Here is a 23,863-nt window from a genome sequence, read left to right on the forward strand (position 1 = left end):
CGGGGCGGGCGGGGCGGGCCGCGCAGCGAGGCGAAACGAGGCGCGCGGCGGGGAGGGGCGGGTCGCGCGGCGGGGCGTGGACGGCTGCGGCGGCTGCGGACGGCTGTGGGCGTCAGCGGGCCAGGACGGTGGCGACCGCGGCGATCAGCCCGTCCACGGTGTGACTCGGCGCGAACCGGGCGTCCGTCCAGGTGCGCCCCCGGTGCAGCCAGACGCTGGGCAGCCCGACGGCGGCGGCTCCGCCGATGTCCGCCTCCGGGCTGTCGCCGACCACCCAGGCCCCCCGCAGCGGCATCCGGACCCGCTGGGCGGCGAGCGCGAAGATCCGTGGGTTGGGCTTGCTGACGCCGGCCTCCTCGGAGATCACCCAGTCCGCGACGTACTGGTCCAGGCCGGTCCGGCGAATCTTGGCGTCCTCGACGCGTACCGTGCCGTTGCAGACCACCACCGGCACCCAGCCGGCGTCGTCGGCGATCTTCAGTGCGCAGGCGGTCAGCGGGTCGAGCCGGGTCTGCGCCACCACCCCGTCGTGCAGCTCCTCCACCAGGTCGATCGAGGGGATGCGCAGCTGGTAGCGGTCCCGGATGGCGTCGGCGAGGTCCCAGCGGTCGGTCAGACCGTCGGCGTCGATCGAGAGCAGCCAGTCGATGTCGGTGTGGGGCGCGCCGATGCCGTCCAGGAAGCGCTCACCCCAGCGGCGGAACGGCCCGGCCCGATCCAGCAGGGTGTTGTCCAGGTCCAGCAGGAGCAGTGGCACTCGGGCACCCTACGGGACCGACGTGTTCGCCAACAGGTCCGGCGGGTATCCACCTGACGATGGGCTCAGCCGGACATCGACACCCGGGGGCCGCCCTGGTCCGGCAGTCGATCGGCGAGCATCGAATGGGCCGCCCGGGTGGCCGCGAGCACGGCCGGATCCAGCGCCGCCACGAGCACGGCCGTGCCGTCGTCGGCGCCCCGGGCCAGCACCCGCCCCTGCGGGTCGTAGATCGCCGCGCCGCCGTTGAACCGCCACGGATCGACTCCGCCGACCGCGTTGGCGAAGACCACGAACATCGTGTTGTCCAGGGCTCGCGCGGCGTAGTAGAGGTCCCGGCGGTGCTCGGAGCCGGTTAGGTATCCGCTGGGGCACAGGTAGCCGTGTGCGCCGTCGAGGGCGGCGGCCCGGCCGTGTTCCGGGAAGCACCCGTCGTAGCAGATGCCCAGCCCGAGTCGCCAGTCGTCGACGAGCAGCGTGGCACCCCGACCGCCGGCGCTGAACAGCTCGCGCTCGTCGCCCCAGAGCTGCTGCTTGTCGTACCCGACCCGAACCGCGCCGGCGCGGTCGACCACCAGCGCGGCGATGGTCCGCCGGCCGTCCGGGTGTCGGACGGCGGCGCCGACCAGCGCGGTGACGCCGGCCTCGCGCGCCGCGGCGCGCAGCGGGTCGAGCCGGGGGTCCGCGACCTCACCGGCCGGGTCGGCCGCGACGTCCGTGCCGACCGGGTCGGCGGCGAGGCTTGGCGGGTGGTACGCGCAGAGGAACAGCTCCGGCAGGACGGCCACCCGCGCGCCCTGGTCACCGGCTCGGCGAACCAGGTCGGCGGCGGTGACCGCGTTACCGGCGACGTCACCCGGCGTCGGCGTGGCCTGGACGGTGGCCACGGTGAGCGGGGAGGTGGGAACGGTGTGCGGCGGGGTCACCAGGCGAGGGTAGTCGGCGACATCCCAAGCCGTACGTACGGTTTGCAAGCCGTGGGTTGACCTGCGACGATCGACGCGTGCCCAGAGTAAGCCAGGACCAGCTCGACGCGCGTCGGCGGGAGATCCTCGCCGCTGCCCGGGCGTGTTTCGCCCGGCTCGGCTACGAGGGGGCGACCGTACGTCGTCTTGAGGAGGCCACCGGCCTGTCCCGCGGCGCCATCTTCCACCACTTCCGGGACAAGGACTCGCTCTTCCTGGCCGTCGCCGAGGACGACGCCGCCGCCATGGTCGAGACGGTGGCCCGCAACGGCCTCGTCCAGGTGATGCGCGACCTGCTCGCCCGCGCCGTCTCCCCGGACACCACCGGCTGGCTGGGCAGCCAACTGGAGGTCTCCCGCCGCCTGCGCACCGACCCGGCGTTCGCCCGGCGCTGGGCCGAGCGGTCCGCCGCGATCGCCGAGGCGACCCGCGACCGGCTGGCCCGCCAGCGCGACGCCGGGGTGCTGCGCGAAGACGTACCCATCGACGTGCTGGCCCAGTTCCTGGAGCTGGCGTACGACGGCCTGGTGCTGCACCTGGCCATGGGCCGGCCGGCCGGCGACCTGGGCCCGGTGCTCGACCTGGTCGAGGAGGCGGTCCGCCGCCACTGACCGCTCGGACACCCGCCTGCCGACCGTGGCGAGGCTGCTCCACAATGGGGCCGCGCATCCCTCCGGTGACAGGAGCAGTCGATGATCGTTCACGCCGCGTCCGGCGACACCTGGGGCATTCCCAGCCCGACCTTCCTCCGGTTCTACGTCGTGGCCGCCGCCGTGGTGGTGGTGATCGCGGCGTACCAGCGGGTCCGGCTGCTGGCCGGGTCGGGGGCTGTCACCACCGCCGACCCACTCGGGCCCCAGCAGGTCGCGTACCTCAACGGCGGACCCCAACTCGCTGTGCACTCCGCGTTGGGCGGGCTGCGCGGCAGCGGCGCGGTGGGCGTACGGCCGGACCGCCGGCTGACCACCGTCGGTGCCGCCCCGTCCGGGCTGACCCCGCTGGATCAGGCCATCCACTGGGCCGCGCACCAGCACTCCCGGGTCCGGGACCTGCCGCAGGACGAGCGCGTAGCCGTCGCGCTGCACCAGATCCGCAACGGCCTGGAGCAGCGCGGGTTGCTGACGGACGACATGCAGCGCAGGCGTGCCCGCTTCTGGAGAGGGATGCTGCTGGCCCTGCTGGGTCTCGGCGTGCTCCGGGTGTTCTTCGGCCTGGGCAACGGTCGCCCGGTGGGCTACCTGCTGCTCACCCTGGTCGGGCTCATCGCTGCCACGCTGCTGTTGGGTCGGGTGCCGGTACGCACCCGGGCCGGCCGTGCCGCCCTGCGCGACGTCCGACGCGAGCACACCTACCTCGCCCCGGCCTCCGCGCCGTCCTACGCCACCTACGGAGCGGCCGGCGCGGCGATGGGCGTGGCCCTGTACGGCACCGCCTCGCTCTGGGCCCTCGACCCCGGCTTCGCCGAGCAGGCCGAGATCCAGCGCCAGGCGATCTCCGGCAGCGGTGGCGGCTGGACGGGCGGCTCCGACGGATCGTCCGGAGGCGACAGCTCCGGTGGGGACGGCGGCGGAGGCGGTGGCGGCTGCGGCGGTGGCGGGGGGTGCGGCGGATGACCGGGCCGTCCGGGATCGGCATCGGCTGGCGTCCGGAGATCGCCGGCTTCGTGGCCGACCTGCCCGGCCTGCGCTTCGTCGAGGTGGTGGCCGAGGGGGTGCCCGCGTCCGGGCCGCTTCCGCCGGGCCTGGCGCAGCTGCGGGAGCGCGGCGTGACGGTCGTACCCCATGGGGTGCGTCTCTCCCTCGGCGGCGCCGAGCCGGTCGAACCGGCCCGGGTCGCCCACCTGGCCGCGGCGGCTCAGCGGGTCGACGCTCCGCTGGTCAGCGAGCACATCGCGTTCGTCCGAGCCGGTGGCCTGGAGGCCGGCCACCTGCTCCCGCTGCCGCGCAGTCGGGAGGCGGTCGATGCGGTCTGCGCCAACGTGGCGCGGGCACAGGCCGACCTGCCGGTGCCGATCGCGCTGGAACCGATCGCCGCGTTGGTCGACTGGCCCGACGACGAGCTGGACGAGGCGGACTTCCTCACCGAGATCCTGGACCGGACCGGCGCACTGTTGCTGCTGGACGTGGCCAACGTGCACGCCAACGCCCGCAACCGGGGCACCGACCCGCTCGCGTTGCTGGACCGTCTGCCGCTGGAGCGGGTCGCGTACGTCCACGTGGCCGGTGGCGCCGAGCACGGCGGTTTCTACCACGACACCCACACCGATCCGGTGCCGGCGGCGGTGCTGGAGCTGGTCGGCGCGCTCTGCGCCCGACAGCGACCGCCGGCGCTGCTGCTGGAACGCGACGGTCACTACCCACCGGCAGCCGAGTTGCGCGCCGAACTGGACGCCCTGGCCGCCGCCGCGGGCTTCCCGGCCGTGACATGACCGAGCCACGCGACGACGGCGGCAGCCGGTCGTCCGGCGACGTCGGCAGCCTCGCCGAGCGACAGGCGGAGCTGGTCGCGACGCTCGTCGCCGCAGGGCCGCCGCCGCCGGGGTTCGCACCGGCCCAACTGGCCGCCGCCCGGGCGGCTCTGAGACGCAAACGTGCTGGCGAGGTGGCCCGACACTGGCCGCTGCTGGCCGCCGGCCTCGGTGCCGGGTGGTCGACGACCTTCGCCGGCTGGGCCGCCGGGCGACCGACCGCCGGGTCGTTGCGCGACGGTTGGGACCTGGCCCGGGCGTTGCGCGAGCGGGGCGCGCTGCCCCGGGCGGCCGCCGAGGAACTGGCCGTCCGGGAGGCGCGCCTGCGCTACGACGGGCTCGGTGCGCCACGTCCGCGCCGGCTGCCGGCGGTGGGCCGCGCCGGCGGCGCCGTGGCGGTGCAGATCGCCGGCCGGGTACGTCTGCTGCGTCCCGCCTCGCGTCCACCCGCAGTTGGTGGCGACGGTGTGCCGGATGCGGCAGGATCGGCCTTATGGATCTAGGCCTGACCGACCACGTGTACGTCCTCACCGGCGCCTCTCGCGGCCTGGGCTTCGCGACCGCGCAGTGCCTGGTCGCCGACGGGGCACGGGTGGTGCTCTCGGCACGGGACCCGGACGCCGTGGCCGCCGCCGCGGAGCAGCTCGGCGGTCGGAAGCACGCCGTCGGGCTGACCGCCGACCTGACCGACCCGGAGACCCCGGGGCAGCTCGTCGCCGCCGCCCGGGAGCACTTCGGTCGGCTCGACGGGGCGCTGATCTCGGTCGGCGGGCCACCGGCGGGCAACGCCGCGGCGATCAGCGACGAGCAGTGGCGGCAGTCCTTCGAGACCGTCTTCCTGGGCACCATCCGCGCGGTGCGGACGATCGCCGCCGAGCTGCCCGAGGGCGGTGCGATCGGGCTGGTGCTGTCCACCTCGGCCCGAGGCCCGGTGCCCGGGCTCGGCATCTCCAACGGTCTGCGGCCGGGCCTGGTCGGGGCGGCCAAGGACATCGCCGACGACTACGGCCCGCGTGGGGTACGCGTGGTCGGCCTGCTGCCCGGCCGGATCCTGACCGACCGCAACCGGGAGCTCTTCGCCGCCACCGGCGACCCGGAACGCGCTCGCACCGAGGCGGAGGCCGCCATCCCACTGCGCCGCCTCGGCGACCCCACCGAGTTCGGCCGGGTGGCCGCGTTCGTGCTCTCCCCCGCCGCGAGCTACCTCACCGGGATCACCCTGCCGGTCGACGGCGGCGCGCTGCGCGGGCTGTGACCCCCGACCGGGGCCGACCGGCCCGCGCAGGGACGCCGCCCGAGCCGGCGCGGCCCTCGGCTGTTGATCGACTCGGTTTTCCGGGAACCGGGCGGTCGACGCGACCAGGACACCCCGACTTCCACGAACCCGAGTCGATCAACGCACGTCACACCGATCGCCCCCTGACGGCGCGGCCGACGCGGGCGGAGCTGGCGGCGGCCGCTGACCGGACCATCCCCGACGTCCTCGCGCCGGGGTTGGCGGTGCTCTTCGTCGGCATCAACCCCGGCCTCTGGTCGGCTGCCACGGGCTGGCACTTCGCCCGACCCGGCAACCGGTTCTGGCCGGCGCTGCACCGGGGCGGGTTCACCCCCCGGCTGCTGCACCCCAGCGAACAGGACGAGCTGCCCGCGCTCGGGCTCGGCATCACCAACATGGCCGCCCGGGCGAGCGCCCGCGCGGACGAGCTGAGCGCGGAGGAACTCCTCGACGGTGCCGCGATCCTGACCGGGAAAGTGGCCCGCTACCGGCCGCGCTGGGTGGCGGTGGTGGGGGTGACCGCGTACCGGATCGGTTTTCAGCGGCCGAAAGCCACCTTCGGGCCGCAGCCGGAGTCACTCGCCGGCGCCCGTCTGTGGGTGCTGCCCAACCCCAGCGGCCTGAACGCGCACTTCACGCCGGTGACGCTGGGTCTGGCGTTCGCCGAGCTGCGGGTGGCGACCGATCTGCCGGAACGGCGTTGATCGACTCGGCTCTCCGGTAGTCGGGCTGTCGACGCCCGACTTTCGGTAACCAGAGTCGATCAACGCGCCGGACGCGACCGGAACGGACCCCGGCCCGGTGCCGGCGGGACGTCAGTTGGCCGCGGCGGGCGGCAGCACCTCGTCGGCCCGGTACGTGCCCAACGGCATGACCACCGGCTCGGGCCCGGTCGCGTCGACGAACGGGGTGGGCGAGTCGGCGACCGCGAACTGGGTCCGGTACAGCTCGGCGTAGAGCCCGCCGACCGCCACCAAATCGTCGTGCCGCCCCCGCTCGACGATCCGGCCGCCGTCGAGGACCAGGATCTGGTCGGCGTCGCGCACGGTGGAGAGCCGGTGTGCGATCACGAGGGCGGTCCGCCCGGTCAACGCCACCGACAGCGCCCGTTGCACCGCCGCCTCGCTCTCCGAATCCAGGTGGGCGGTCGCCTCGTCGAGGATCACGATCGACGGCGCCTTGAGCAGCAGCCGGGCAATGGCGATGCGCTGCTTCTCGCCCCCGGAGAACCGGTAGCCGCGTTCCCCGACGGTGGTGTCCAGCCCGTCGGGCAGCGCCCGGACCAGGTCGGCCACCTGCGCGCCGGCCAGCGCGGCCCAGATCTCGTCGTCGGTGGCATCGGGCTTGGCGTAGCGCAGGTTCTCGGCGATCGTCTCGTGGAACAGGTGCGAATCCTGGGTGACCACACCGATCTCGTCCCGCAGGGAGGCGAGCGTCGCGTCACGCACGTCCACCCCACCGACCAGCACCTCGCCGTCGGTGACGTCGTAGATCCGGGAGATCAGCATCGACAGGGTCGACTTGCCGGCGCCGGACGGGCCGACCAGTGCGACCATCTGCCCCGGCTCCACGCTGAACGAGACTCCCTTGAGCACCGGCTCGTTGACCGTCCGGTCCAGGGTGGCGACCTCCTCCAGGGAGGCGAGGGAGACCTCGGAGGCGCTCGGGTAGCGGAACCGCACGTCGCGGAAGTCGACCCGGCCGGTGCCGCGAGGCACCGGCACCGCGTCGGGCTTCTCCACGATGCCCGGCTTGAGGTCGAGCACCTCGAAGACCCGGTCGAAGGAGACCAGGGCGCTCATCACGTCCACCCGGACGTTGGACAGTGCGGTGAGCGGACCGTACAGGCGGGTGAGCAGCAACGCGAGCGTCACGACGGTGCCCGCGCTGACGCCGCCGGTCACCGCCAGCCAGCCACCGAGACCGTAGGTGAGCGCCTGCGCCAGTGAGGCGACCAGCAGCATCGCCACGAAGAACGTCCGGGAGTACATCGCGGACTGGATGCCGATGTCGCGCACCCGCTCGGCACGGCCGGCGAACCGGCCGGCCTCGATCTCGGGCTGACCGAAGAGCTTCACCAGCAGCGCGCCGGCCACCCCGAACCGCTCGGTCATGGTCGCGTTCATCTTGGCGTCGAGGTTGTACGCCTCACGGGTGATGTCGGCCAGCCGCCGACCGACCCGGCGGGCCGGAATGATGAAGATGGGCAGCAGCACCAGGGATAGCGCGGTGATCTGCCAGGAGAGGGTGAACATCACCGCCGCGGTGAGCACCAGTTGGATGACGTTGCTGACCACACCGGACAGGGTCGAGGTGAACGCCCGCTGGGCGCCGAGCACGTCGTTGTTGAGCCTGCTGACCAGGGCGCCGGTCTGGGTACGGGTGAAGAACTGCAACGGCATCCGCTGCACGTGGTCGTAGACCCGGGTGCGGAGGTTGAAGATGATGCCCTCGCCGATCCGGGCGGAATACCACCGTTGGGCGAGGGAGAGCAGCGCGTCGGCGACCGCCAGGGCGGCGATGAACAGGGCCAGCCGCACCACGAGCCGGCCGGCCTCGGTGCCGCCCCGGTTGATCGCGTTGATCACGTCACCGGCGAGCACCGGGGTGGCAACGCCGATGATGGCGGCCAGCACCACGGTGGCCAGGAAGACGATGATGTCGCGTCGGTAGGGCTGGGCGAAGGCGACGATGCGGCGGGCCACCCCGCGCTTGAGCCGGTGGCTGGAAACCTCGTCGCGGTTGCGCATCGACCGGAGCATGCTCCACCCGGCCATGCCACCGCCGGACATCGGGTTGGACATCGCTCACCTCCGGGTCGTCGGGCAGACCGCGCCGTCAGGTCAATTCTCCCGACGACTGTGACAACCTCGGTCGTAACCCGGATCTTCCCGTGCGGTCCTTACCTATTCTCCCCGACCGGCCAGGTCCCGCAGCCGACGGGTCTGCGCCTCGCGCTCGGCGCGCTGCTGGTCGGCATGCGACCGCCCGGCCGCACCGGCGAGCAACGCCTTGATCTCCACCACCGCGTCGCGGGCCCCGGAGAGCAGGCCAGCGGTCAGATCCTGGACCGCGCCGTCCAGCTCGGCTGGTGGCACCACCAGGGTGGCCAGCCCGATACGGTCCGCCTCGGCGGCGTCCAACCGGCGGCCGGTGGCGCAGATCTCCAGCGCCCGCGCGTAACCGACCAACTCGACCAGGCGTTTCGTGCCGGCCAGGTCGGGCACCAGACCGAGGGTCACCTCGGCCATCGACAGCTTCGCGTCGGCGGCGAGGACACGCAGGTCACAGGCGAGGGCGAGCTGGAAGCCCGCACCGATCGCGTGACCCTGCACGGCCGCCACGGAGATGACGTCCGGCCGGTGCAGCCAGGTGAAGCCGGCCTGGAACTCCGCGATGCGCGCGGCGCACTCCTGCTCGGGCAGCGTGGCCAGCTCCGCGAACGAGCCCGGGCCGGAGGCACCAGCCACCGCGAGGTCGAGGCCGGCGGAGAACGCACGTCCCTCGCCTCGGACCACCACCACCCGCACGTCGCCGGGCAGGTCGCGGGAGAAGTCGCTCATCGCCCGCCACATGGCCGGCGTCTGAGCATTGAGCACGTCGGGCCGGCACAACGTCACCGTGGCGACCGGCCCGTCGCAAGTCAGCCGGACCCCGGTCGCCTCGGCGGTCACCGGACGGCCCGGGGCGCGGCGCTGCTGGACGACGCTGAGTGGCGGGTCACGCCTTCTTGCGGCGCCGGGCACCACCGCGCTGACGCAGCTGCACCCCGGACTCGGTGAGTACTCGGTGGATGAACCCGTAGGAACGGCCGGTCGAGGCCGCCAACGCGCGGATGCTCTCCCCCGAGGTGTACCGCTTTACCAGGTCCTTGGCGAGCGTCTGACGCTCGGCTCCGACGATCCGGCGACCCTTCTCAGTGCTGGTGGCTGTGCCAGTGGCTGCCATGCTGTGTCCTCACGTCCCAGACTGTGCGGTTCGGATACGGTCCCACCTATTAGACCGCCTCGGACGATCATGCGCCAGATATCAACTCTTCGCCAACCGACACGCTATGCAATGTCAGCTTCCCGATAGAGTGATCCTGGCGATCGGCCCCGCCCGGCCTCCGGGCGTACCACCGCGGCACGCTGACGCCTGCCGACAACCCGTAGCCTTCGGTCGTGATCGACCTGCTGAGCACGGCGGCCGGGGCAGCAGCGGTCTTCGCCGCGACCAACATCGACGACATCGTCATCCTGACCCTTTTCTTCGTCGCGGCCCGCACCACCGAACGACCCCGCCCTTGGCAGATTGTCGCTGGTCAATACCTTGGTGTCGGAGCGCTCGCGCTGGCCAGCGCGGTGGTCGCGGCGGGGTTGCTGGTCGTGCCGGACCCGTGGACGGGGCTGCTCGGCCTGCTGCCGATCGCGCTGGGCGTACGCGCGCTCCGGGCCTCCGACGACGACGTGACACCCGCGGTCGTCACCGGAACGCTCGGTGTGGCCGGGGTGACGATCGCGAACGGCGCCGACAACGTGGCCGTCTACGTACCCGTCTTCCGTGCCCTCGGCGCGGCCGACCGTGCGGTGTTCCTCCTGGTCTTCGTGCTGCTCATCGCACTGTGGTGTGCCGCCGGCGCCGGGCTGGGCGGGCACCCCCGGGTGGTCCGGCTGGTCGAACGCGCCGGCCACTGGCTGGTGCCGACGATCTTCATCGGCGTCGGCGTGCTGATCCTGGTCAGCTCCGGTGTGCTCGGCCGGCTGGCCGACCTGCTCGGCTGAGAGCCGGCCCGATCGGACCGCCCGCAGGACGCGACGCCGTGCCGGCGAGCCAGGTCGAGCCGGTCAGGCCAGCTCGACCAGTTCGAGCAGGTCGTCGCTCCAGGCGTCCTCGTCGCCGTCGGGCAGCAGGATCGCGCGGTCCGGCTTGAGCGCGAGCACCGCCCCCGGGTCGTGGGTGACCAGGACGATCGCGCCCGGATAGTTGGCGATCGCGTCGAGCACCTGCTCCCGGCTGACCGGGTCGAGGTTGTTCGTCGGCTCGTCGAGCAGCAGCACGTTGGCGCCGGAACAGACCAGGGTGGACAGCGCCAGACGGGTCTTCTCGCCACCGGACAGCACCCCGGCCGGCTTGTTCACGTCGTCACCGGAGAAGAGGAACGCACCGAGGATCTTGCGCAGGTCGGTGTCGGACTGCTCGACGGCGGCGGCCCGCATGTTCTCCAGGACCGTCCGCTCCACGTCCAGCGTCTCGTGCTCCTGGGCGTAGTAGCCCAGCCGCAGGCCGTGACCCGCGTGCACCTCGCCGGTGTCCGGGCTGAGCAGACCGCCGAGCATCCGCAGCAGGGTCGTCTTGCCGGCGCCGTTGAGCCCCAGGATGGCCACCCGGGAGCCGCGATCGACCGCGACGTTGACGTCGGTGAAGATCTCCAGTGAGCCGTACGACTTGGACAGGCCGGTCGCGGTGAGCGGGGTCTTGCCGCACGGCGCGGGGCTGGGGAAGCGCACCTTGGCCACCCGGTCGGAGACCCGCACCTCCTCCAGGCCGGAGATCAGCTTCTCGGCGCGGCGGGCCATGTTCTGCGCGGCCACGGTCTTGGTGGCCTTCGCCCGCATCTTGTCGGCCTGCGCCATCAACGCGCCAGCCTTCTTCTCCGCGTTGGCCCGCTCCCGGCGTCGGCGCCGCTCGTCGGTCTCGCGTGCCTCCAGGTACGCCTTCCAGCCCAGGTTGTACACGTCGATGACCGACCGGGTGGCGTCGAGGAACCAGACCTTGTTGACCACCGACTCCAGCAGGGCGCCATCGTGGGAGATCACGATCAGGCCGCCCTTGTGGTTGGCGAGGAAGCCGCGCAGCCAGGTGATCGAGTCGGCGTCGAGGTGGTTGGTCGGCTCGTCGAGCAGCAGAATGCCGCCGCCGTTCTCGCCCGCGTCGCGGAACAGGATCCGGGCCAGCTCGATACGCCGCCGCTGACCACCGGAGAGGGTGCCGATGGTCTGCGCGAGCGCCCGGTCGGGCAGGCCGAGGTTGGCGCAGATCCGGGCGGCCTCGGCCTCGGCGGCGTACCCACCCAGGGCGGCGAACTGATCCTCCAGCGCGCCGTAGCGACGGACCAACTTGTCGGTGGCGTCCTCGGCGAGGCGGGCCTCGACCTCCTGCATCTGGGACATCAGCACGTCCAGGCCGCGCGCCGAGAGCACCCGGTCGCGGCCGGTGACCTCCAGGTCACCGGTGCGCGGGTCCTGTGGCAGGTAACCGATGGCGCTGCGCTGGTCGATCTGGCCGCCGTACGGCTGCCCCTCGCCGGCGAGCACCTTCAGCGTGGTGGTCTTGCCGGCGCCGTTGCGACCGACCAGGCCGATCCGGTCACCGGGCTGTACGCGCAGCGTCGTGTCGGACAGCAGGATCCGGGAACCGGCACGCAGTTCCAGGCCGGTGACAGTGATCATGTTTTCGGGCTCGCTCTCGGGGTCTGGAAGGCTGACTCGGGGCACGCGAAACGGCCGGCGGGCTCAAGGGGCCCGACGGCGCGGGGCGGTTCAGCCTTCGCAGCGCAGCACCCGACAAGTGTACCGGGCGCCGCTGGAGGGCCCGCCCGGATTACCAATCAAGATCATCGGGTACCGGAAGCGCTGTCCGGACCCCGTCCGGCATTTCGAGGACAGAACGACATTCAGACGACATTCACCGTCATACGGCGATCGGGGTCAGCATGGAACTCAACGAGCGGGCCGAGCTCGACACCTCCCAGGTCAACGACCGGGGTCGGGGTGGTGGAGGGGGCGGCGGCCTCGGCATTCCCCTGCCCGGCGGCGGTGGTCGAGGCGGGCTCATCGGCATCGTGGTGGCCGTGCTGATCGCGCTGCTCGGCGGCGGGGTCGGCCTCAACGCGATGACCAACGGCGACGAGGGCGGCGGGCAGGCCGGCGGCACCGACCTGGAACAGCTGTGCTCGCGCGACAACCCACAGCGCTTCGACGACCTGCGCTGCCGCAACCTGGCCTACGTCAACAGCATCCAGGGCTACTGGCAGGAGGCGTACCCGGGGCTGGGCAACGGGAAGTACGAGCCGACCGACACGAACTACTTCCAGGCCGCCGTGAACACCGGCTGCGGCCAGGCCGACTCGGGCGTCGGCCCGTTCTACTGCCCCGCCGACCGGCAGGTCTACATCGACCTGAGCTTCTATGAGGAGCTGGCCTCCCGGTTCGGCGCCAAGGGCGAGTTCGCCCAGCCCTACGTGCTCGCCCACGAGTACGGACACCACATCCAGAACCTGCTCGGCACCAACGAGAAGGCGAGCCAGGGCGACCAGAGCGGGCCCCGCTCCGCGTCCGTCCGGCTGGAGTTGCAGGCCGACTGCTACGCCGGCGCCTGGGCCAAGCACGCCACCGAGACCAAGGACAAGACCGGCAAGGAACCGCTCTTCACGTCCATCACCCCGGGCGACATCACCGAGGCGCTGAAGGCCGCCGAGGCGATCGGCGACGACAGCATCCAGGAACGCTCCGGCGGGCAGGTCAACCCGGACTCGTTCACCCACGGCACCTCCGAGCAGCGCCAGCGCTGGTTCCAGCAGGGCCACAACAGCGGCGACCCGAAGACCTGCGACACCTTCGCCACCGACCAGCTCTGAACTGACCCCGCCCCCGTCCCCCCGTCGATCATGGAGTTGTGGTGCCCGGTTTGGGCGGACGAGCACCCTTCGTCCACCACCACAGCTCCAGGTATCGACCCGGGCGGGGGCGGGCGGGTTAGTTCAGGTTGGAGACCTGGTAGTGGGCGATGAGCCAGTCTTCGTCAGTAGCGCTCAGCAGCACGCCCAGGTGGACCGTCAGCGGCGGGCGGTCGGTGAAGCCGAACTCCACCTCCAGGTAGCCGAGGACCAGGTCGTCGGCGAGACGCCGGGTCTCCCGGATCTCGTAGGCGGCGGTCAGGCCGAGCGGCTGGGCGGCGTAGTACGTGGCAACCCCGGCACGGCCGACGGTGTACGGGTGCAGTCCCTGAAAGATGGCGTCATCGGTGAAGTACGACGCGACCCGGTCGGGCTCGTGGGCGTCGACCGCCGACTTCCACCGGTCAAGGACGGTACGCAGGATCTGCGCCTCGGACATGGTGATCTCCCTGCGAGTGTTGCGGCCACGGGTTACCGGGGCGATGCGCCCATCCTCGGACCGTCAGCACGGCAGCACACCAGGAACGCCGGTTTCCCTCCGTCGAGCCCCCCGGTCAGTCGGGTGCCGGGTCGCGCAACCGGATCCGTACCGCACGAGCCGCGGCCACCGCCGCGACGAGCACCGCATGCCGAGGCTCGGGCACGTCGAGCAGCCGCTCGGCGCGCAGAGCCACGAGCGGGGCCAAACGGCGATCGGCCAGCACCGTGTCCACCGCTTTGCGGTCACCACCACAGACCATCGCCGTCAGCGTCGCCGCCTCCGGCAACAGCAGGCGTACGGCCAGGTCCGCCGCATCGCCCAGCGCCGCCTTGGCCTGGTTGTCGCGCCGTCGGGCGAACCGGTGTTGGGACCATCCCCCGGCGGCGGTGCGCCCCTGCACGTACCGGGTGTCCACCTTGGAGACGACAAGGTCGGCGCCCATGGCCACGCCGACGGCCACCGCGCCCTTGCGGGCCAGCAGCAGGCCGATCCGGCGGGGCGTCACGGCAGCGGCCACGAATCCAAGGACGTCACCGCCGGCCGGCGCGCCGGGTGGGGCGTACAACTCGGCGGTGGCCCCGTCCGGGGCGGTGAGCAGCAGGCCGTACTCCTGCTCGGTGGTGGTGTGCGGGCCGTGCCGGTCGGCGAAGCCCTCGACCCAGCGCCCGACGCGGGCCGGGTCTACCTCCACCCACCGGCCTCCCCCGGCTGCGGGTCGACTGGTCACCGCCCGACCGTACGGCACGACAGCGCAGATCGGGCGGCCGGGCGCGGCGCTCAGCCCAGCAGCGCGACCACCGCCAGCGCGGCGATCAGCGCGCTGGACACCAGGCCGGTGACCAGCCGCCCGCGCGGGCTGCTCAGTGCCCGACCGACCACCGTGCCACCGCCGGCGATGACCAGCTGCCAACTCGCCGACGCCAGGAACACGCCCGCCACGAAGAGCGCCGCCGCGCCCGGGTCCGCGTCGGCGGTGTCCCGACGACCGAGCACCAGCGCGGTGAAGTACAGCACCGTCGCCGGGTTCAGCAGGGTCAGCCCGAGCAACGCCGCGTAGGCCCGCCCGGGCGTGCTCAGACCCCTCCCGACGGGTGCCGTCGGCGTCTGCCGCGAGCGGTGGGCGGACCAGGTCCGCCACAGACCGTGCCCGGCGAGACCGAGCAGGACGACGGCGGCGACCACCCGCAGCGGCCCGGCGACCGGCCCGATGATCCCGGCCAGGCCGGCGCCACCGATCGCTGCGACCGCCGCGTAGAGGCCATCGGCCGTCGCCACCGCGAGCGCCGCGGCCGCACCGACCCGAAACGAGGTACGCGCACTCAGGCCCAGGATCAGGATCGCGATCGCGCCCACGGGGATGGCGACGCCGTAGCCGGCCACCAGACCGGCCAGGAACGCCCCGCTCACGGACGTCGGTGCCGGGTCGAGGCTCGCCCTCGGACCGGCCGCTGTCGACGCACGGCAGTGGCCGCACGGACAGGGACCTGCATCGGGTACGCCTCAATCACACGCGCATCCTGCGCGCCGAAGCCACTCCCCCGCCACCGCATTTCCCGTCGCCGCACCCCGGCCCGCGCTGACCCCGAGCGCCCCACGCCCTCAGCCCGCGTCATGTGCACCGTGCGCGCCGCGCCGCGCCGTGCCGTGCGCCGTGCGCGCCCCGGCCCGCGCTGAGCCCGAGCGCCCCACGCCCTCACGCCTCACGCCATGCGCACCGTGCGCGCCGCGCCGCGCGCCGTGCGCCGCGCGCCGTGCCGACGCCATCCCTGGCCCCTCCTGCGGGGCGATGGCCAAGATTCGCGCAACTTCGGGGATGTTGCTGCCTCCGAGACGCCGGAGGCAGCACTATCGCTGATGTTGCGCGGATCTTCGGCCTGGCCCGGCCTCGAAGATCGCGCAATATCGTGGTTGTAGTGGTCTCACCGGCGTGCCGACACCACTACAACCACGATGCAGCGCGATCTTGCCGGCCGGCGCGACGGCCCGACGCGGGGACGGCCCGACGCGGGGACGGCGCGACGCGGGGACGCGGGCGCATCCCCCTGACCCGGGCGTGACGCATCGAGCGCGACACCCCTGGTCGGGGTGTCGCGCTCGACGGGCAGAGCCGACCGGAGTCGGCTCAGACGTTGAAGCCGAGGGAACGGAGCTGGTCCCGGCCCTCATCGGTGATCTTGTCCGGGCCCCACGGCGGGAGCCAGACCCAGTTGATCCGGATGTCGTTGACCAGGCCGCCGCCCGGGCCGGTGGTCAGCGCCTGCCGGGTCTGGTCCTCGATCACGTCGGTCAGCGGGCAGGCCGCCGAGGTGAGCGTCATGTCCAGGGTGGCGACGTTCTCGTCGTCGACGTGCACGCCGTACACCAGGCCCAGGTCGACCACGTTGATGCCGAGCTCCGGGTCGACGACGTCCTTCATCGCCTCTTCGATATCGGCGATCATGGCCTTGCTGACGCCGGCCGTCGGTGCGTCGCCGGCCTGCGGCGTCGCGGTGGCGTCGGTCGTCACGGAGTCGACCTGCGACGCCGTGACGGCGTCACCGGCCTCCGGCGTCGCTTCGGTAGCCGTGTTCTCGCTCATGCCGTCCCTCCGCTTCGCTCCGTGACGCCGAGAGGCGCCACGGCGCTGCAACAATGATTGGCTCGCTGACGCACGCTCACGCCTTCACCTCCGGGCTCGCGGCCACACCCGCGCGTGCCGCGGCGTCCTTGAACGCCATCCACGGCAGCAGCGCGCACTTGACCCGGGCGGGATAACGGGCCACACCCGCGAAGGCCACCCCGTCACCCAGCACGTCCTCGTCCGGGGTGACCTGGCCACGTCCGGACATCAACTCCACGAACGCCTCGTGCACCTCGAATGCTTCCCGGGCACCGCGACCGCGCAGCAACTCGTGCAGCACGCTCGCCGAGGCCTGGCTGATCGAGCAGCCCATGCCGTCGTACGAGATGTCGTGCAGCACGGTGCCGTCGGTGGCCACCCGGACGGTGACCTCGTCGCCGCAGGTCGGGTTGACGTGGTGCGCCTCCTCGACCCGGTCGCCCGAGTCTTCGGCGTCGCGCAGGCCACGCCCGTGTGGGCGCTTGTAGTGGTCCAGGATGATCTCCTGGTAGAGCTGGTCGAGCTGCATCAGTCGAACACCTTCCGTACCTGCTCCAGACCGGCCACCAGAGCGTCGATCTCCTCGGTGGTGGTGTAGAGGTAGAACGAGGCCCGGGTCATGGCCGGGACGCCGAACCGGTTGCACACCGGCTTGGCACAGTGGTGACCCACCCGCACCTGCACGCCGAGCGAGTCGAGCACCTGACCCACATCGTGCGGGTGGACGTCGCCGAGCGCGAACGAGATGGTGCCGCCCCGGCCAACCGGCACGGTCGGGCCGAAGATCCGCAGGTCCGGCACCGAGCCGAAGGCGTCCAGCGCGTACGCCGTCAGTTCCTTCTCGTGCCACTGGATGGCGCGCATCCCGACGCCGGTCAGGTAGTCGACGGCCGCGCCGAGCGCGACCGCCTCGGCGATCGGCGGGGTGCCGGCCTCGAACCGGGCCGGCGGGGCGGCGAAGGTCGAGCGGGCCATGGTGACCGTCTCGATCATCGAGCCGCCGCCGAAGACCGGTGGCATGGCCGCCAGCAGCTCGGCGCGGCCCCAAAGCACCCCGATGCCGGTCGGGCCGCACATCTTGTGGCCGGTGAACACGATGTAGTCGGCGTCCAGGTCGACCACGTCGATGGGCAGGTGCGGCACCGACTGCGAGCAGTCCAGCAACAGCAGCGCGCCCACCTCGCGGACCCGCGCGGTGATCCGGGAGGTCGCGTTGACGGTGCCGAGGATGTTCGACACGTGCACCAGCGAGACGATCTTCGTCCGTTCGGTGACCAGGTCTTCCAGGCCCGACTCGTCCAGTCGGCCCTGGTCGGTCACGGGGAACCAGCGCAGGGTCGCGCCGGTGCGTTCGCAGAGCAGCTGCCACGGGACGATGTTCGAGTGGTGCTCCATCTCGGAGATCACCACCTCGTCGCCCGGGCCGAGCCGGAACCGCGGGTCGGCGTCCGGGCGCAGCGAGGCGTTCGAGAAGGCGTACGCCACGATGTTGATCGCCTCGGTGGAGTTCTTGGTGAACACCACCTCGTCGACGCTCGGCGCGTTGATGAACGCGGCGACCTTCGCCCGCGCCCCCTCGTACGCCTCGGTGGCCTCGGTGCCCAGGGTGTGCACCGACCGCGAGACGTTCGCGTTGTGCCGCGCGTAGTGCTCGTCGAGTACGTCGAGCACCTGGCGCGGTTTGTGCGAGGTGTTGGCGCTGTCGAGGTAGACCAGTGGGTGCCCGTTGATCTCCCGATCGAGGATCGGGAAGTCGGCGCGTACCCGGGCCACGTCGAAACGCGGCACGTCGTCGTACTGCGGCATCCCCTCGGGGATCGCGATGCTGGTCATCTCGGCAGCGCCTCTCCCGCTCAGGCCTTGGCCGTGCCGGCCCCGGCGGCGTACCGCTCGTAGCCCTCGGCCTCGAGCTTGTCGGCCAGCTCCGGGCCGCCCTGCTCCACGATCCGGCCGGCGATGAACACGTGCACGAAGTCCGGCTTGATGTAACGCAGGATCCGCGTGTAGTGGGTGATCAGCAGCACGCCGGTGTCACCGGTGTCGCGGACCCGGTTGACGCCCTCGCTGACCACGCGCAGCGCGTCCACGTCGAGGCCCGAGTCGGTCTCGTCGAGGATGGCGATCTTCGGCTTGAGAAGCTCCAGCTGGACGATCTCGTGCCGCTTCTTCTCACCACCGGAGAAGCCCTCGTTGACGTTGCGCTGGGCGAACGCCGGGTCCATCTGGAGGCGCTCCATCGCGCCGCGCAGCTCGCCACCCCAGGTGCGCAGCTTCGGCGCCTCGCCGTCGATGGCGGTCTTCGCGGTGCGCAGGAAGTTGGCCACCGAGACGCCGGGCACCTCGACCGGGTACTGCATGGCCAGGAAGAGGCCGGCGCGGGCCCGCTCGTCGACCGTCATGGCGAGCACGTCCTCGCCGTCGAGGGTCACGGTGCCGCCGGTGATCTCGTACTTGGGGTGACCGGCGATCGAGTACGCCAGGGTGGACTTGCCGGAGCCGTTCGGGCCCATGATCGCGTGGGTCTCACCGGACTTCACGGTCAGGTCGACGCCGGCCAGGATCGGCTTGAGCTCACCCTCGGGCAGCTTGACCGACACCTTCAGGTCGCGGATCTCCAGGGTGCTCATTATCGGGTCACTCCATTACTCGGCGTCAGGCTGAGGTAGATGTCGCCGTCGCGGACTTCGACGGGGTAGACGGGGACGGGTTCGGTGGCGGGCAGCCCGGTCGGCTGGCCGGTGCGCAGGTCGAAGCGCGAGCCGTGCAACCAGCACTCCAGCGTGCAGCCGTCGACCTCGCCCTCGGAGAGGGCGACCGAGGCGTGCGAGCACTCGTCGTACGCGGCGTAGAAGTTGCCGTCCTCGCCGTGCACCAGAGCGATCGACGTGCCGTCGACGTCCGCGCTGATGGCGGTGCCCTTCGGCACGTCCTCGGTGGAGCAGATCCGGATCATCAGGCGCCCGCCTTGGTGAGCCGGGCCTCGATCGCGTCGCCCAGGCGCTCGCGCAGGGACTCCACCGGGATCTTGTTGATCAGCTCGGCGAAGAACCCGCGGACCACCAGGCGGCGGGCCTCGCTCTCCGGGATGCCCCGGGCCATCAGGTAAAAGAGCTGCTCGTCGTCGAAGCGGCCGGTCGCGCTGGCGTGGCCGGCGCCGGCGATCTCGCCGGTCTCGATCTCCAGATTGGGTACGGAGTCCGCCCGAGCGCCGTCGGTGAGCAGCAGGTTCCGGTTGATCTCGTACGTGTCGGTGCCGGTCGCCTCGGCCCGGATCAGCACGTCGCCGACCCAGACGGTGTGCGCGTCCGCGCCCTGCAACGCGCCCCGGTAACCGACGTAGCTGCGGCAGTCCGGCACGGAGTGGTCGACCAGTTGCCGGTGCTCCAGGTGCTGACCGGAGTCGGCGAAGTAGACGCCGTACAGCTCGGCCTCGCCACCCCGCCCGGTGTATTCCACGCTGGTGAACTGCCGGACCAGGTCGCCACCGAGGGTGACCTGGATGTGCACGACCCGGGCGTCGCGGCCCAGCTTGACCTGGATGTGCTGCGCCTGGACCGCGTCGGAGGCCCAGTCGGCGACCGTGACCAGGGTCAGCTTCGCGCCGTCGGCGACGAACACCTCGACGTTGTCGGCCAACGTGGCCGAGCCCTCCTGGGAGAACACGACGGTGGCCTCCGCGAACCGACCCACCTGGACCTGGGTCCGGGCGAAGGCCAGCTCCTCGGGGTACGCGCCCAGCAGCCGGACGATCACCGCGTCGGACACCACCGCGTCGGCGGCCACCTCGACCAGCGCGACCCGTGCGGCCCCGCCGTGCGCCAGCGCGCTGATCCGGTCGGTCGGCACCGGCGCGGACACGACACTGGCGTCACTCGGCTCGACGAGCCGCACCGACACCCCGGCCGGCAGGTCCGGGTGCTCGATGGTGACGCCCCGGCCGGTGGCCGCGGAGGTGTCCGCCGTGGCCAGGCCACGCAGGCGCTTGAGCGGGGTGAAACGCCACTCCTCCTCCAGGCCGGTGAGGGCCGGGAAGTCGGCGACGTCGTACGAGCGCAGCGCCTGCGACTTGGTGCTGGGTGGCGCGGAAGCCTGGGTAGTCATTTCTTCCTTGGTCTGTCTGATCCGTGACGACGAGGTGGGGTCCTGGTGTGGCGGGCCGGGTTCGGCCCGCCACGCGGGAGCGGCGGCGTCAGCCGACCGCGCCCTCCATCTGAAGCTCGATCAGGCGGTTGAGCTCCAGGGCGTACTCCATCGGAAGCTCCTTGGCGATCGGCTCGATGAAGCCGCGCACGATCATGGCCATCGCCTCGTCCTCGCTCAGGCCCCGGCTCATCAGGTAGAAGAGCTGGTCGTCACTGATCTTGGAGACGGTCGCCTCGTGCCCCATCGACACGTCGTCCTCACGGATGTCGACGTACGGGTAGGTGTCCGAGCGGGAGATGGTGTCGACCAGCAGCGCGTCGCACTTGACCGTGCTGCGGCTGTGGTGCGAACCCTCCAGCACCTGCACCAGACCCCGGTACGAGGTGCGGCCGCCGCCCCGGGCGATCGACTTGGAGATGATGGTCGAGGAGGTGTGCGGCGCGGCGTGCACCATCTTCGCGCCGGCGTCCTGGTGCTGGCCCTCGCCGGCCATCGCCACCGAGAGCACCTCGCCCTTGGCGTGCTCGCCGGTCATGTAGACCGCCGGGTACTTCATCGTCACCTTGGAGCCGATGTTGCCGTCGACCCACTCCATGGTCGCGCCCTCGTGGCAGACGGCGCGCTTGGTGACCAGGTTGTAGACGTTGTTCGACCAGTTCTGGATGGTCGTGTAACGGCAACGCGCGTTCTTCTTGACGATGATCTCCACGACAGCGCTGTGCAGCGAGTCGGAGGAGTAGAGCGGCGCGGTGCAGCCCTCGACGTAGTGCACGTACGCACCCTCGTCGACGATGATCAGCGTCCGCTCGAACTGGCCCATGTTCTCCGTGTTGATCCGGAAGTAGGCCTGCAGCGGGATCTCCACCTGCACACCCTTCGGCACGTAGATGAACGAGCCACCGGACCACACGGAGGTGTTCAGGGCGGCGAACTTGTTGTCGCCGACCGGGATCACCGTGCCGAAGTACTCCTTGAAGACGTCCTCGTGCTCGCGCAGCGCCGTGTCGGTGTCCAGGAAGAGAACTCCCTGCTCCTCAAGGTCCTCACGGATCTTGTGGTAGACGACCTCGGACTCGTACTGCGCCGCGACACCCGCGACCAGCCGCTGCTTCTCCGCCTCCGGGATGCCCAGCCGGTCGTACGTGTTCTTGATGTCCTCCGGCAGGTCCTCCCAGCTGGTGGCCTGCTTCTCGGTGGACCGCACGAAGTACTTGATGTTGTCGAAGTCGATGCCGCTGAGGTCCGCGCCCCAGGCCGGCATCGGCTTGCGGCCGAACAGCCGCAGGCCCTTCAGCCGCAGGTCGAGCATCCACTCCGGCTCGCTCTTCTTGGCCGAGATGTCCCGCACCACCGCCTCGTTGATGCCGCGCTGGGCAACCGCCCCGGCGGCGTCCGGGTCGGACCAGCCGTACTCGTACCGACCCAGGGCCGCGAGCTGCTCTTCCTGGGTCAGGGGCTGGACGATCTGCTCGGTCATCTATCTGTCCTCACAGTGGTGACGGGATTACCGGATTGAACACGGCCCGGCTGGGTCGGAATGTGCGTGGTGCACACCCCGTCGCCGTGCGCGATGGTGGCCAGGCGCTGCACGTGGGTGCCGACCAGACGGGAGATCACCGCGGTCTCGGCCTCGCACAGCTGGGGAAACTCGGCGGCCACGTGCGCCACCGGGCAGTGGTGCTGGCAGAGCTGACCGCCGGAGGCGATCGTGGTCGCATTGGCAGCGTAACCCTCGGCGGTGAGTGCCGCGGCGAGTGCCTCGGCACGCGCGAGAGGCTCGTCGCCGGCGTCCTCCATGGCCGCCCGACAGCGCGACTCAAGGGCGGACACCTGCTCGGTGGCGAACGCCTCCACCGCGTCCGAACCGCCGCTGCGGGCGATCCAGCGCAACGCGGCGGTGGCCATGTTGTCGTAGTGGTGTGTGCCACAGCGCACCCGGGCGGCCTCGGTCAGCATGAACACCTTGGCGGGACGACCGCGCCCGCGGCTGCCCTGCACGGTCTGCTCGCGGGCGTAGACGTCACCGTCGGCGAGCATCGCGTCCAGGTGCCGACGGATCGCCGCCGGGCTGAGCCCGAGGGCCGCGCCAAGCTGGGCGGCGGTGGTCGCACCCCGCTCCAGCAGCAACTGGGTGACCCGGTCCCGGGTGGAGATCTCGGTCGCCGCGCCGCCGCCGAGGGCGGCCGACGTGGTCGTGACGAGCGCGGACGCGGACGCGCCGACGGCCGGAACAGCCGTCGGCTGGTGCCCGGAGAGCGCCGCCGCGTTTTTCACAACGCCAACGTTACGTAATTACCCGGAGGGTCGCAAACCCGGGCCCCGGTGATCCGAACCACCGAGCCGACGGAGTCGGACGAACCTCGATCACTACGGTGCGTAGGATTTGCGCCGTGAACCGAATCGTCCGTCCGGTCTCCGGCATCCTGCTGCGCCGTCTCGCGCTCGCCTCGATCATCGCGAACGTGGGCATCGTCGTCACCGGCGGGGCCGTCCGGTTGACCGCCTCGGGCCTCGGCTGCCCCACCTGGCCCCGGTGCACCGACGATTCCTACGTCACCACGCCCGAGATGGGCGTCTACGGGGTGATCGAGTTCGGCAACCGGATGCTGACCTTCGCGGTGGGCCTGATCGCGCTCGCCACCGTGCTGGCCGTACTGCTGCACCGGCCCCGCCGACCCGCGCTCCTCGCGCTGGCCGTGGCGGTCTTCCTGGGCATCCCCGCCCAGGCGGTGATCGGTGGGATCACCGTGCTGACCAACCTCAACCCGTGGGTGGTCGGCCTGCACTTCCTCGCCTCGATGGCGGTGATCGCCGCCGCGTACGCCCTCTGGCGGCGCATCGGCGACCCCGACGGCCCGACGGTGGCCGTGGTGCCCGCACCGCTGCGCACGCTGGCCCGGGTCACCACCGTCGTCACCGTCGCCGTGCTGGTCGTCGGCACCTGGGTCACCGGCAGCGGCCCGCACGCCGGCGACCACGGCGCCGCTCGCAACGGGCTCGACCCGGAGACGATCTCGCAGGTGCACGCGGACGTGGTCTTCCTGCTGATCGGGCTGTCGGTGGCGTTGATCTTCGCGTTCCGCGCCGTCGGTGCGCAGCGGGCCACCCGCGCCGCGATCGTGCTGGTCGCCGTGGAGCTGGGTCAGGGCCTGATCGGCTTCGTGCAGTACTTCACCCACGTGCCGGCGATCCTGGTCGGCGTACACATGCTCGGCTCCTGCCTGGTGCTGCTGGCCGCGCTGTCGGTGCAGTGGTCGACCCGCGAGCGCCGCCCGGTCACCCCGGCAACAGAGGTCGCAGCGACCGACGCCGCCGACCCCGTCCCGGTCACCGCCTGACCCGCAGGCGCGGCTCGCCCGCGCCCGCGCCGGTCAGTGTGAGGCGTCCGCGTCGGTGCCCGGTCCGAGGCTTCCCGCGTCGGGTGCCCGTCCGAGGCTTCCCGCAACGGGTGTCCGGTTCGGCGCTTCCTCAAGAATCGATCGGCCGGGCGATGCCGCCCGCCTCGCGCCTCGCGCCTC

At 71.9% G+C, this 23,863-nt stretch carries 26 protein-coding genes; 9 read left to right on the top strand and 17 right to left on the bottom strand.

Annotation, left to right across the window (positions count from 1 at the left end; translation table 11 throughout):
- Nucleotides 1–112 precede the first annotated feature (112 nt).
- Together LADH09A_RS01530 and LADH09A_RS01535 are read right to left on the bottom strand one after the other, a co-directional pair.
- The gene (locus LADH09A_RS01530) at nt 113–757 is read right to left on the bottom strand and encodes an HAD family hydrolase (RefSeq protein ID WP_238642932.1); all 645 of its coding nucleotides are present in this window, start codon (nt 755–757) and stop codon (nt 113–115) included.
- A 65-nt stretch (nt 758–822) separates the two neighbouring features.
- Nucleotides 823–1,683, bottom strand: coding sequence for a carbon-nitrogen hydrolase family protein (locus LADH09A_RS01535; RefSeq protein ID WP_238642933.1), 861 nt, complete (start codon nt 1,681–1,683; stop codon nt 823–825).
- A gap of 77 nt (nt 1,684–1,760) precedes the next feature.
- On the opposite strand from LADH09A_RS01535, the gene LADH09A_RS01540 reads away from it, so the two are divergent.
- The 6 genes from LADH09A_RS01540 (at nt 1,761) to mug (ending at nt 6,169) form a co-directional block, all read left to right on the top strand.
- Complete coding sequence (locus LADH09A_RS01540) at nt 1,761–2,333, top strand: TetR/AcrR family transcriptional regulator (protein WP_088949222.1); 573 nt, start codon at nt 1,761–1,763, stop codon at nt 2,331–2,333.
- Nucleotides 2,334–2,414: 81 nt separating this feature from the next.
- On the top strand, nt 2,415–3,335 hold the full coding sequence (locus tag LADH09A_RS01545) for a TIGR04222 domain-containing membrane protein (RefSeq protein ID WP_238642934.1): 921 nt from the start codon (nt 2,415–2,417) through the stop codon (nt 3,333–3,335).
- On the top strand, nt 3,332–4,150 hold the full coding sequence (locus tag LADH09A_RS01550) for an MbnB/TglH/ChrH family RiPP precursor modification enzyme (RefSeq protein WP_238642935.1): 819 nt from the start codon (nt 3,332–3,334) through the stop codon (nt 4,148–4,150). Before LADH09A_RS01545 ends, LADH09A_RS01550 begins: the two co-directional genes overlap by 4 nt.
- Nucleotides 4,147–4,692 carry an SCO6045 C-terminal-like domain-containing protein gene (locus LADH09A_RS01555; protein ID WP_238642936.1) on the top strand — a complete coding sequence of 182 codons (546 nt, stop codon included), beginning with the start codon at nt 4,147–4,149 and terminating at the stop codon, nt 4,690–4,692. The genes LADH09A_RS01550 and LADH09A_RS01555 overlap by 4 nt, the downstream gene beginning before the upstream one ends.
- On the top strand, nt 4,683–5,444 hold the full coding sequence (locus LADH09A_RS01560) for an SDR family oxidoreductase (protein ID WP_238642937.1): 762 nt from the start codon (nt 4,683–4,685) through the stop codon (nt 5,442–5,444). The genes LADH09A_RS01555 and LADH09A_RS01560 overlap by 10 nt, the downstream gene beginning before the upstream one ends.
- Before the next feature lie 137 nt (nt 5,445–5,581).
- On the top strand, nt 5,582–6,169 hold the full coding sequence (mug, locus tag LADH09A_RS01565; protein ID WP_238642953.1) for a G/U mismatch-specific DNA glycosylase: 588 nt from the start codon (nt 5,582–5,584) through the stop codon (nt 6,167–6,169).
- Nucleotides 6,170–6,280: 111 nt separating this feature from the next.
- On the opposite strand, the gene LADH09A_RS01570 is transcribed toward mug, so the two are convergent.
- From LADH09A_RS01570 to LADH09A_RS01580, 3 genes are all read right to left on the bottom strand, one after another.
- The gene (locus LADH09A_RS01570; RefSeq protein WP_238642954.1) at nt 6,281–8,257 is read right to left on the bottom strand and encodes an ABC transporter ATP-binding protein; all 1,977 of its coding nucleotides are present in this window, start codon (nt 8,255–8,257) and stop codon (nt 6,281–6,283) included.
- A gap of 114 nt (nt 8,258–8,371) precedes the next feature.
- A complete protein-coding gene (locus LADH09A_RS01575) occupies nt 8,372–9,139 on the bottom strand; it encodes an enoyl-CoA hydratase/isomerase family protein (RefSeq protein ID WP_238642938.1) in 768 nt (255 codons plus the stop codon).
- Between the two features lie 46 nt (nt 9,140–9,185).
- Complete coding sequence (locus LADH09A_RS01580) at nt 9,186–9,413, bottom strand: helix-turn-helix domain-containing protein (RefSeq protein ID WP_007462679.1); 228 nt, start codon at nt 9,411–9,413, stop codon at nt 9,186–9,188.
- Between the two features lie 215 nt (nt 9,414–9,628).
- Here LADH09A_RS01580 and LADH09A_RS01585 point away from each other — a divergent pair, with 215 nt between their 5' ends.
- Nucleotides 9,629–10,228, top strand: a complete 600-nt coding sequence (locus tag LADH09A_RS01585) for a cadmium resistance transporter (protein WP_238642939.1) — start codon at nt 9,629–9,631, stop codon at nt 10,226–10,228.
- Nucleotides 10,229–10,291: 63 nt separating this feature from the next.
- Here the strand turns inward: LADH09A_RS01585 and LADH09A_RS01590 are convergent, their stop codons facing one another.
- On the bottom strand, nt 10,292–11,896 hold the full coding sequence (locus LADH09A_RS01590) for an ABC-F family ATP-binding cassette domain-containing protein (RefSeq protein ID WP_238642940.1): 1,605 nt from the start codon (nt 11,894–11,896) through the stop codon (nt 10,292–10,294).
- A 263-nt stretch (nt 11,897–12,159) separates the two neighbouring features.
- Between LADH09A_RS01590 and ypfJ the strand changes: the two genes are divergently transcribed.
- Nucleotides 12,160–13,083 (top strand): KPN_02809 family neutral zinc metallopeptidase, encoded by a 924-nt coding sequence (gene ypfJ / locus LADH09A_RS01595; RefSeq protein ID WP_238642941.1) that lies wholly within the window; start codon nt 12,160–12,162, stop codon nt 13,081–13,083.
- 118 nt (nt 13,084–13,201) lie between these two features.
- On the opposite strand, the gene LADH09A_RS01600 is transcribed toward ypfJ, so the two are convergent.
- The 11 genes from LADH09A_RS01600 to LADH09A_RS01650 all read right to left on the bottom strand — a co-directional run bounded on the left by LADH09A_RS01600 (nt 13,202) and on the right by LADH09A_RS01650 (nt 22,499).
- Entirely contained in the window at nt 13,202–13,561 is a 360-nt protein-coding gene (locus LADH09A_RS01600; RefSeq protein WP_238642942.1) for an SgcJ/EcaC family oxidoreductase, read from the bottom strand.
- Between the two features lie 115 nt (nt 13,562–13,676).
- Nucleotides 13,677–14,330: an acVLRF1 family peptidyl-tRNA hydrolase gene (locus tag LADH09A_RS01605; RefSeq protein WP_238642943.1), complete on the bottom strand. Its 654-nt coding sequence runs from the start codon at nt 14,328–14,330 to the stop codon at nt 13,677–13,679.
- Between the two features lie 50 nt (nt 14,331–14,380).
- Complete coding sequence (locus LADH09A_RS01610) at nt 14,381–15,010, bottom strand: LysE family transporter (RefSeq protein WP_238642944.1); 630 nt, start codon at nt 15,008–15,010, stop codon at nt 14,381–14,383.
- A gap of 715 nt (nt 15,011–15,725) precedes the next feature.
- The gene (locus LADH09A_RS01615; RefSeq protein ID WP_238642945.1) at nt 15,726–16,181 is read right to left on the bottom strand and encodes a metal-sulfur cluster assembly factor; all 456 of its coding nucleotides are present in this window, start codon (nt 16,179–16,181) and stop codon (nt 15,726–15,728) included.
- 76 nt (nt 16,182–16,257) lie between these two features.
- Nucleotides 16,258–16,731, bottom strand: a complete 474-nt coding sequence (gene sufU / locus LADH09A_RS01620; RefSeq protein WP_238642946.1) for a Fe-S cluster assembly sulfur transfer protein SufU — start codon at nt 16,729–16,731, stop codon at nt 16,258–16,260.
- Nucleotides 16,731–18,035, bottom strand: a complete 1,305-nt coding sequence (locus LADH09A_RS01625) for a cysteine desulfurase (protein ID WP_238642947.1) — start codon at nt 18,033–18,035, stop codon at nt 16,731–16,733. Before LADH09A_RS01625 ends, sufU begins: the two co-directional genes overlap by 1 nt.
- A gap of 20 nt (nt 18,036–18,055) precedes the next feature.
- A complete protein-coding gene (sufC, locus tag LADH09A_RS01630; RefSeq protein ID WP_238642948.1) occupies nt 18,056–18,829 on the bottom strand; it encodes a Fe-S cluster assembly ATPase SufC in 774 nt (257 codons plus the stop codon).
- Nucleotides 18,829–19,155, bottom strand: coding sequence for a non-heme iron oxygenase ferredoxin subunit (locus tag LADH09A_RS01635; RefSeq protein ID WP_238642949.1), 327 nt, complete (start codon nt 19,153–19,155; stop codon nt 18,829–18,831). Before LADH09A_RS01635 ends, sufC begins: the two co-directional genes overlap by 1 nt.
- Nucleotides 19,155–20,303 carry a Fe-S cluster assembly protein SufD gene (gene sufD / locus LADH09A_RS01640; protein WP_238642950.1) on the bottom strand — a complete coding sequence of 383 codons (1,149 nt, stop codon included), beginning with the start codon at nt 20,301–20,303 and terminating at the stop codon, nt 19,155–19,157. Before sufD ends, LADH09A_RS01635 begins: the two co-directional genes overlap by 1 nt.
- A gap of 88 nt (nt 20,304–20,391) precedes the next feature.
- Nucleotides 20,392–21,822 carry a Fe-S cluster assembly protein SufB gene (gene sufB / locus LADH09A_RS01645; RefSeq protein WP_238642951.1) on the bottom strand — a complete coding sequence of 477 codons (1,431 nt, stop codon included), beginning with the start codon at nt 21,820–21,822 and terminating at the stop codon, nt 20,392–20,394.
- The gene (locus tag LADH09A_RS01650; RefSeq protein ID WP_238642955.1) at nt 21,819–22,499 is read right to left on the bottom strand and encodes a helix-turn-helix transcriptional regulator; all 681 of its coding nucleotides are present in this window, start codon (nt 22,497–22,499) and stop codon (nt 21,819–21,821) included. The genes sufB and LADH09A_RS01650 overlap by 4 nt, the downstream gene beginning before the upstream one ends.
- A gap of 218 nt (nt 22,500–22,717) precedes the next feature.
- Here LADH09A_RS01650 and LADH09A_RS01655 point away from each other — a divergent pair, with 218 nt between their 5' ends.
- A complete protein-coding gene (locus LADH09A_RS01655) occupies nt 22,718–23,683 on the top strand; it encodes a COX15/CtaA family protein (protein ID WP_238642952.1) in 966 nt (321 codons plus the stop codon).
- Nucleotides 23,684–23,863: the final 180 nt, after the last annotated feature.

The organism is Micromonospora cabrerizensis (assembly GCF_022230955.1).
GTDB lineage: Bacteria > Actinomycetota > Actinomycetes > Mycobacteriales > Micromonosporaceae > Micromonospora > Micromonospora cabrerizensis.

Bases quoted from the DNA above. Each gene is read 5' to 3' on its own strand.
- LADH09A_RS01545 (WP_238642934.1), top strand. From the start codon at position 2,415: ATGATCGTTCACGCCGCGTCCGGCGACACCTGGGGCATTCCCAGCCCG.
- LADH09A_RS01550 (WP_238642935.1), top strand. From the start codon at position 3,332: ATGACCGGGCCGTCCGGGATCGGCATCGGCTGGCGTCCGGAGATCGCC.
- LADH09A_RS01555 (WP_238642936.1), top strand. From the start codon at position 4,147: ATGACCGAGCCACGCGACGACGGCGGCAGCCGGTCGTCCGGCGACGTC.
- LADH09A_RS01560 (WP_238642937.1), top strand. From the start codon at position 4,683: ATGGATCTAGGCCTGACCGACCACGTGTACGTCCTCACCGGCGCCTCT.
- LADH09A_RS01570 (WP_238642954.1), bottom strand. From the start codon at position 8,257: ATGTCCGGCGGTGGCATGGCCGGGTGGAGCATGCTCCGGTCGATGCGC.
- LADH09A_RS01580 (WP_007462679.1), bottom strand. From the start codon at position 9,413: ATGGCAGCCACTGGCACAGCCACCAGCACTGAGAAGGGTCGCCGGATC.
- LADH09A_RS01590 (WP_238642940.1), bottom strand. From the start codon at position 11,896: ATGATCACTGTCACCGGCCTGGAACTGCGTGCCGGTTCCCGGATCCTG.
- ypfJ (WP_238642941.1), top strand. From the start codon at position 12,160: ATGGAACTCAACGAGCGGGCCGAGCTCGACACCTCCCAGGTCAACGAC.
- LADH09A_RS01600 (WP_238642942.1), bottom strand. From the start codon at position 13,561: ATGTCCGAGGCGCAGATCCTGCGTACCGTCCTTGACCGGTGGAAGTCG.
- LADH09A_RS01615 (WP_238642945.1), bottom strand. From the start codon at position 16,181: ATGAGCGAGAACACGGCTACCGAAGCGACGCCGGAGGCCGGTGACGCC.
- sufU (WP_238642946.1), bottom strand. From the start codon at position 16,731: ATGCAGCTCGACCAGCTCTACCAGGAGATCATCCTGGACCACTACAAG.
- LADH09A_RS01625 (WP_238642947.1), bottom strand. From the start codon at position 18,035: ATGACCAGCATCGCGATCCCCGAGGGGATGCCGCAGTACGACGACGTG.
- sufC (WP_238642948.1), bottom strand. From the start codon at position 18,829: ATGAGCACCCTGGAGATCCGCGACCTGAAGGTGTCGGTCAAGCTGCCC.
- LADH09A_RS01635 (WP_238642949.1), bottom strand. From the start codon at position 19,155: ATGATCCGGATCTGCTCCACCGAGGACGTGCCGAAGGGCACCGCCATC.
- sufD (WP_238642950.1), bottom strand. From the start codon at position 20,303: ATGACTACCCAGGCTTCCGCGCCACCCAGCACCAAGTCGCAGGCGCTG.
- sufB (WP_238642951.1), bottom strand. From the start codon at position 21,822: ATGACCGAGCAGATCGTCCAGCCCCTGACCCAGGAAGAGCAGCTCGCG.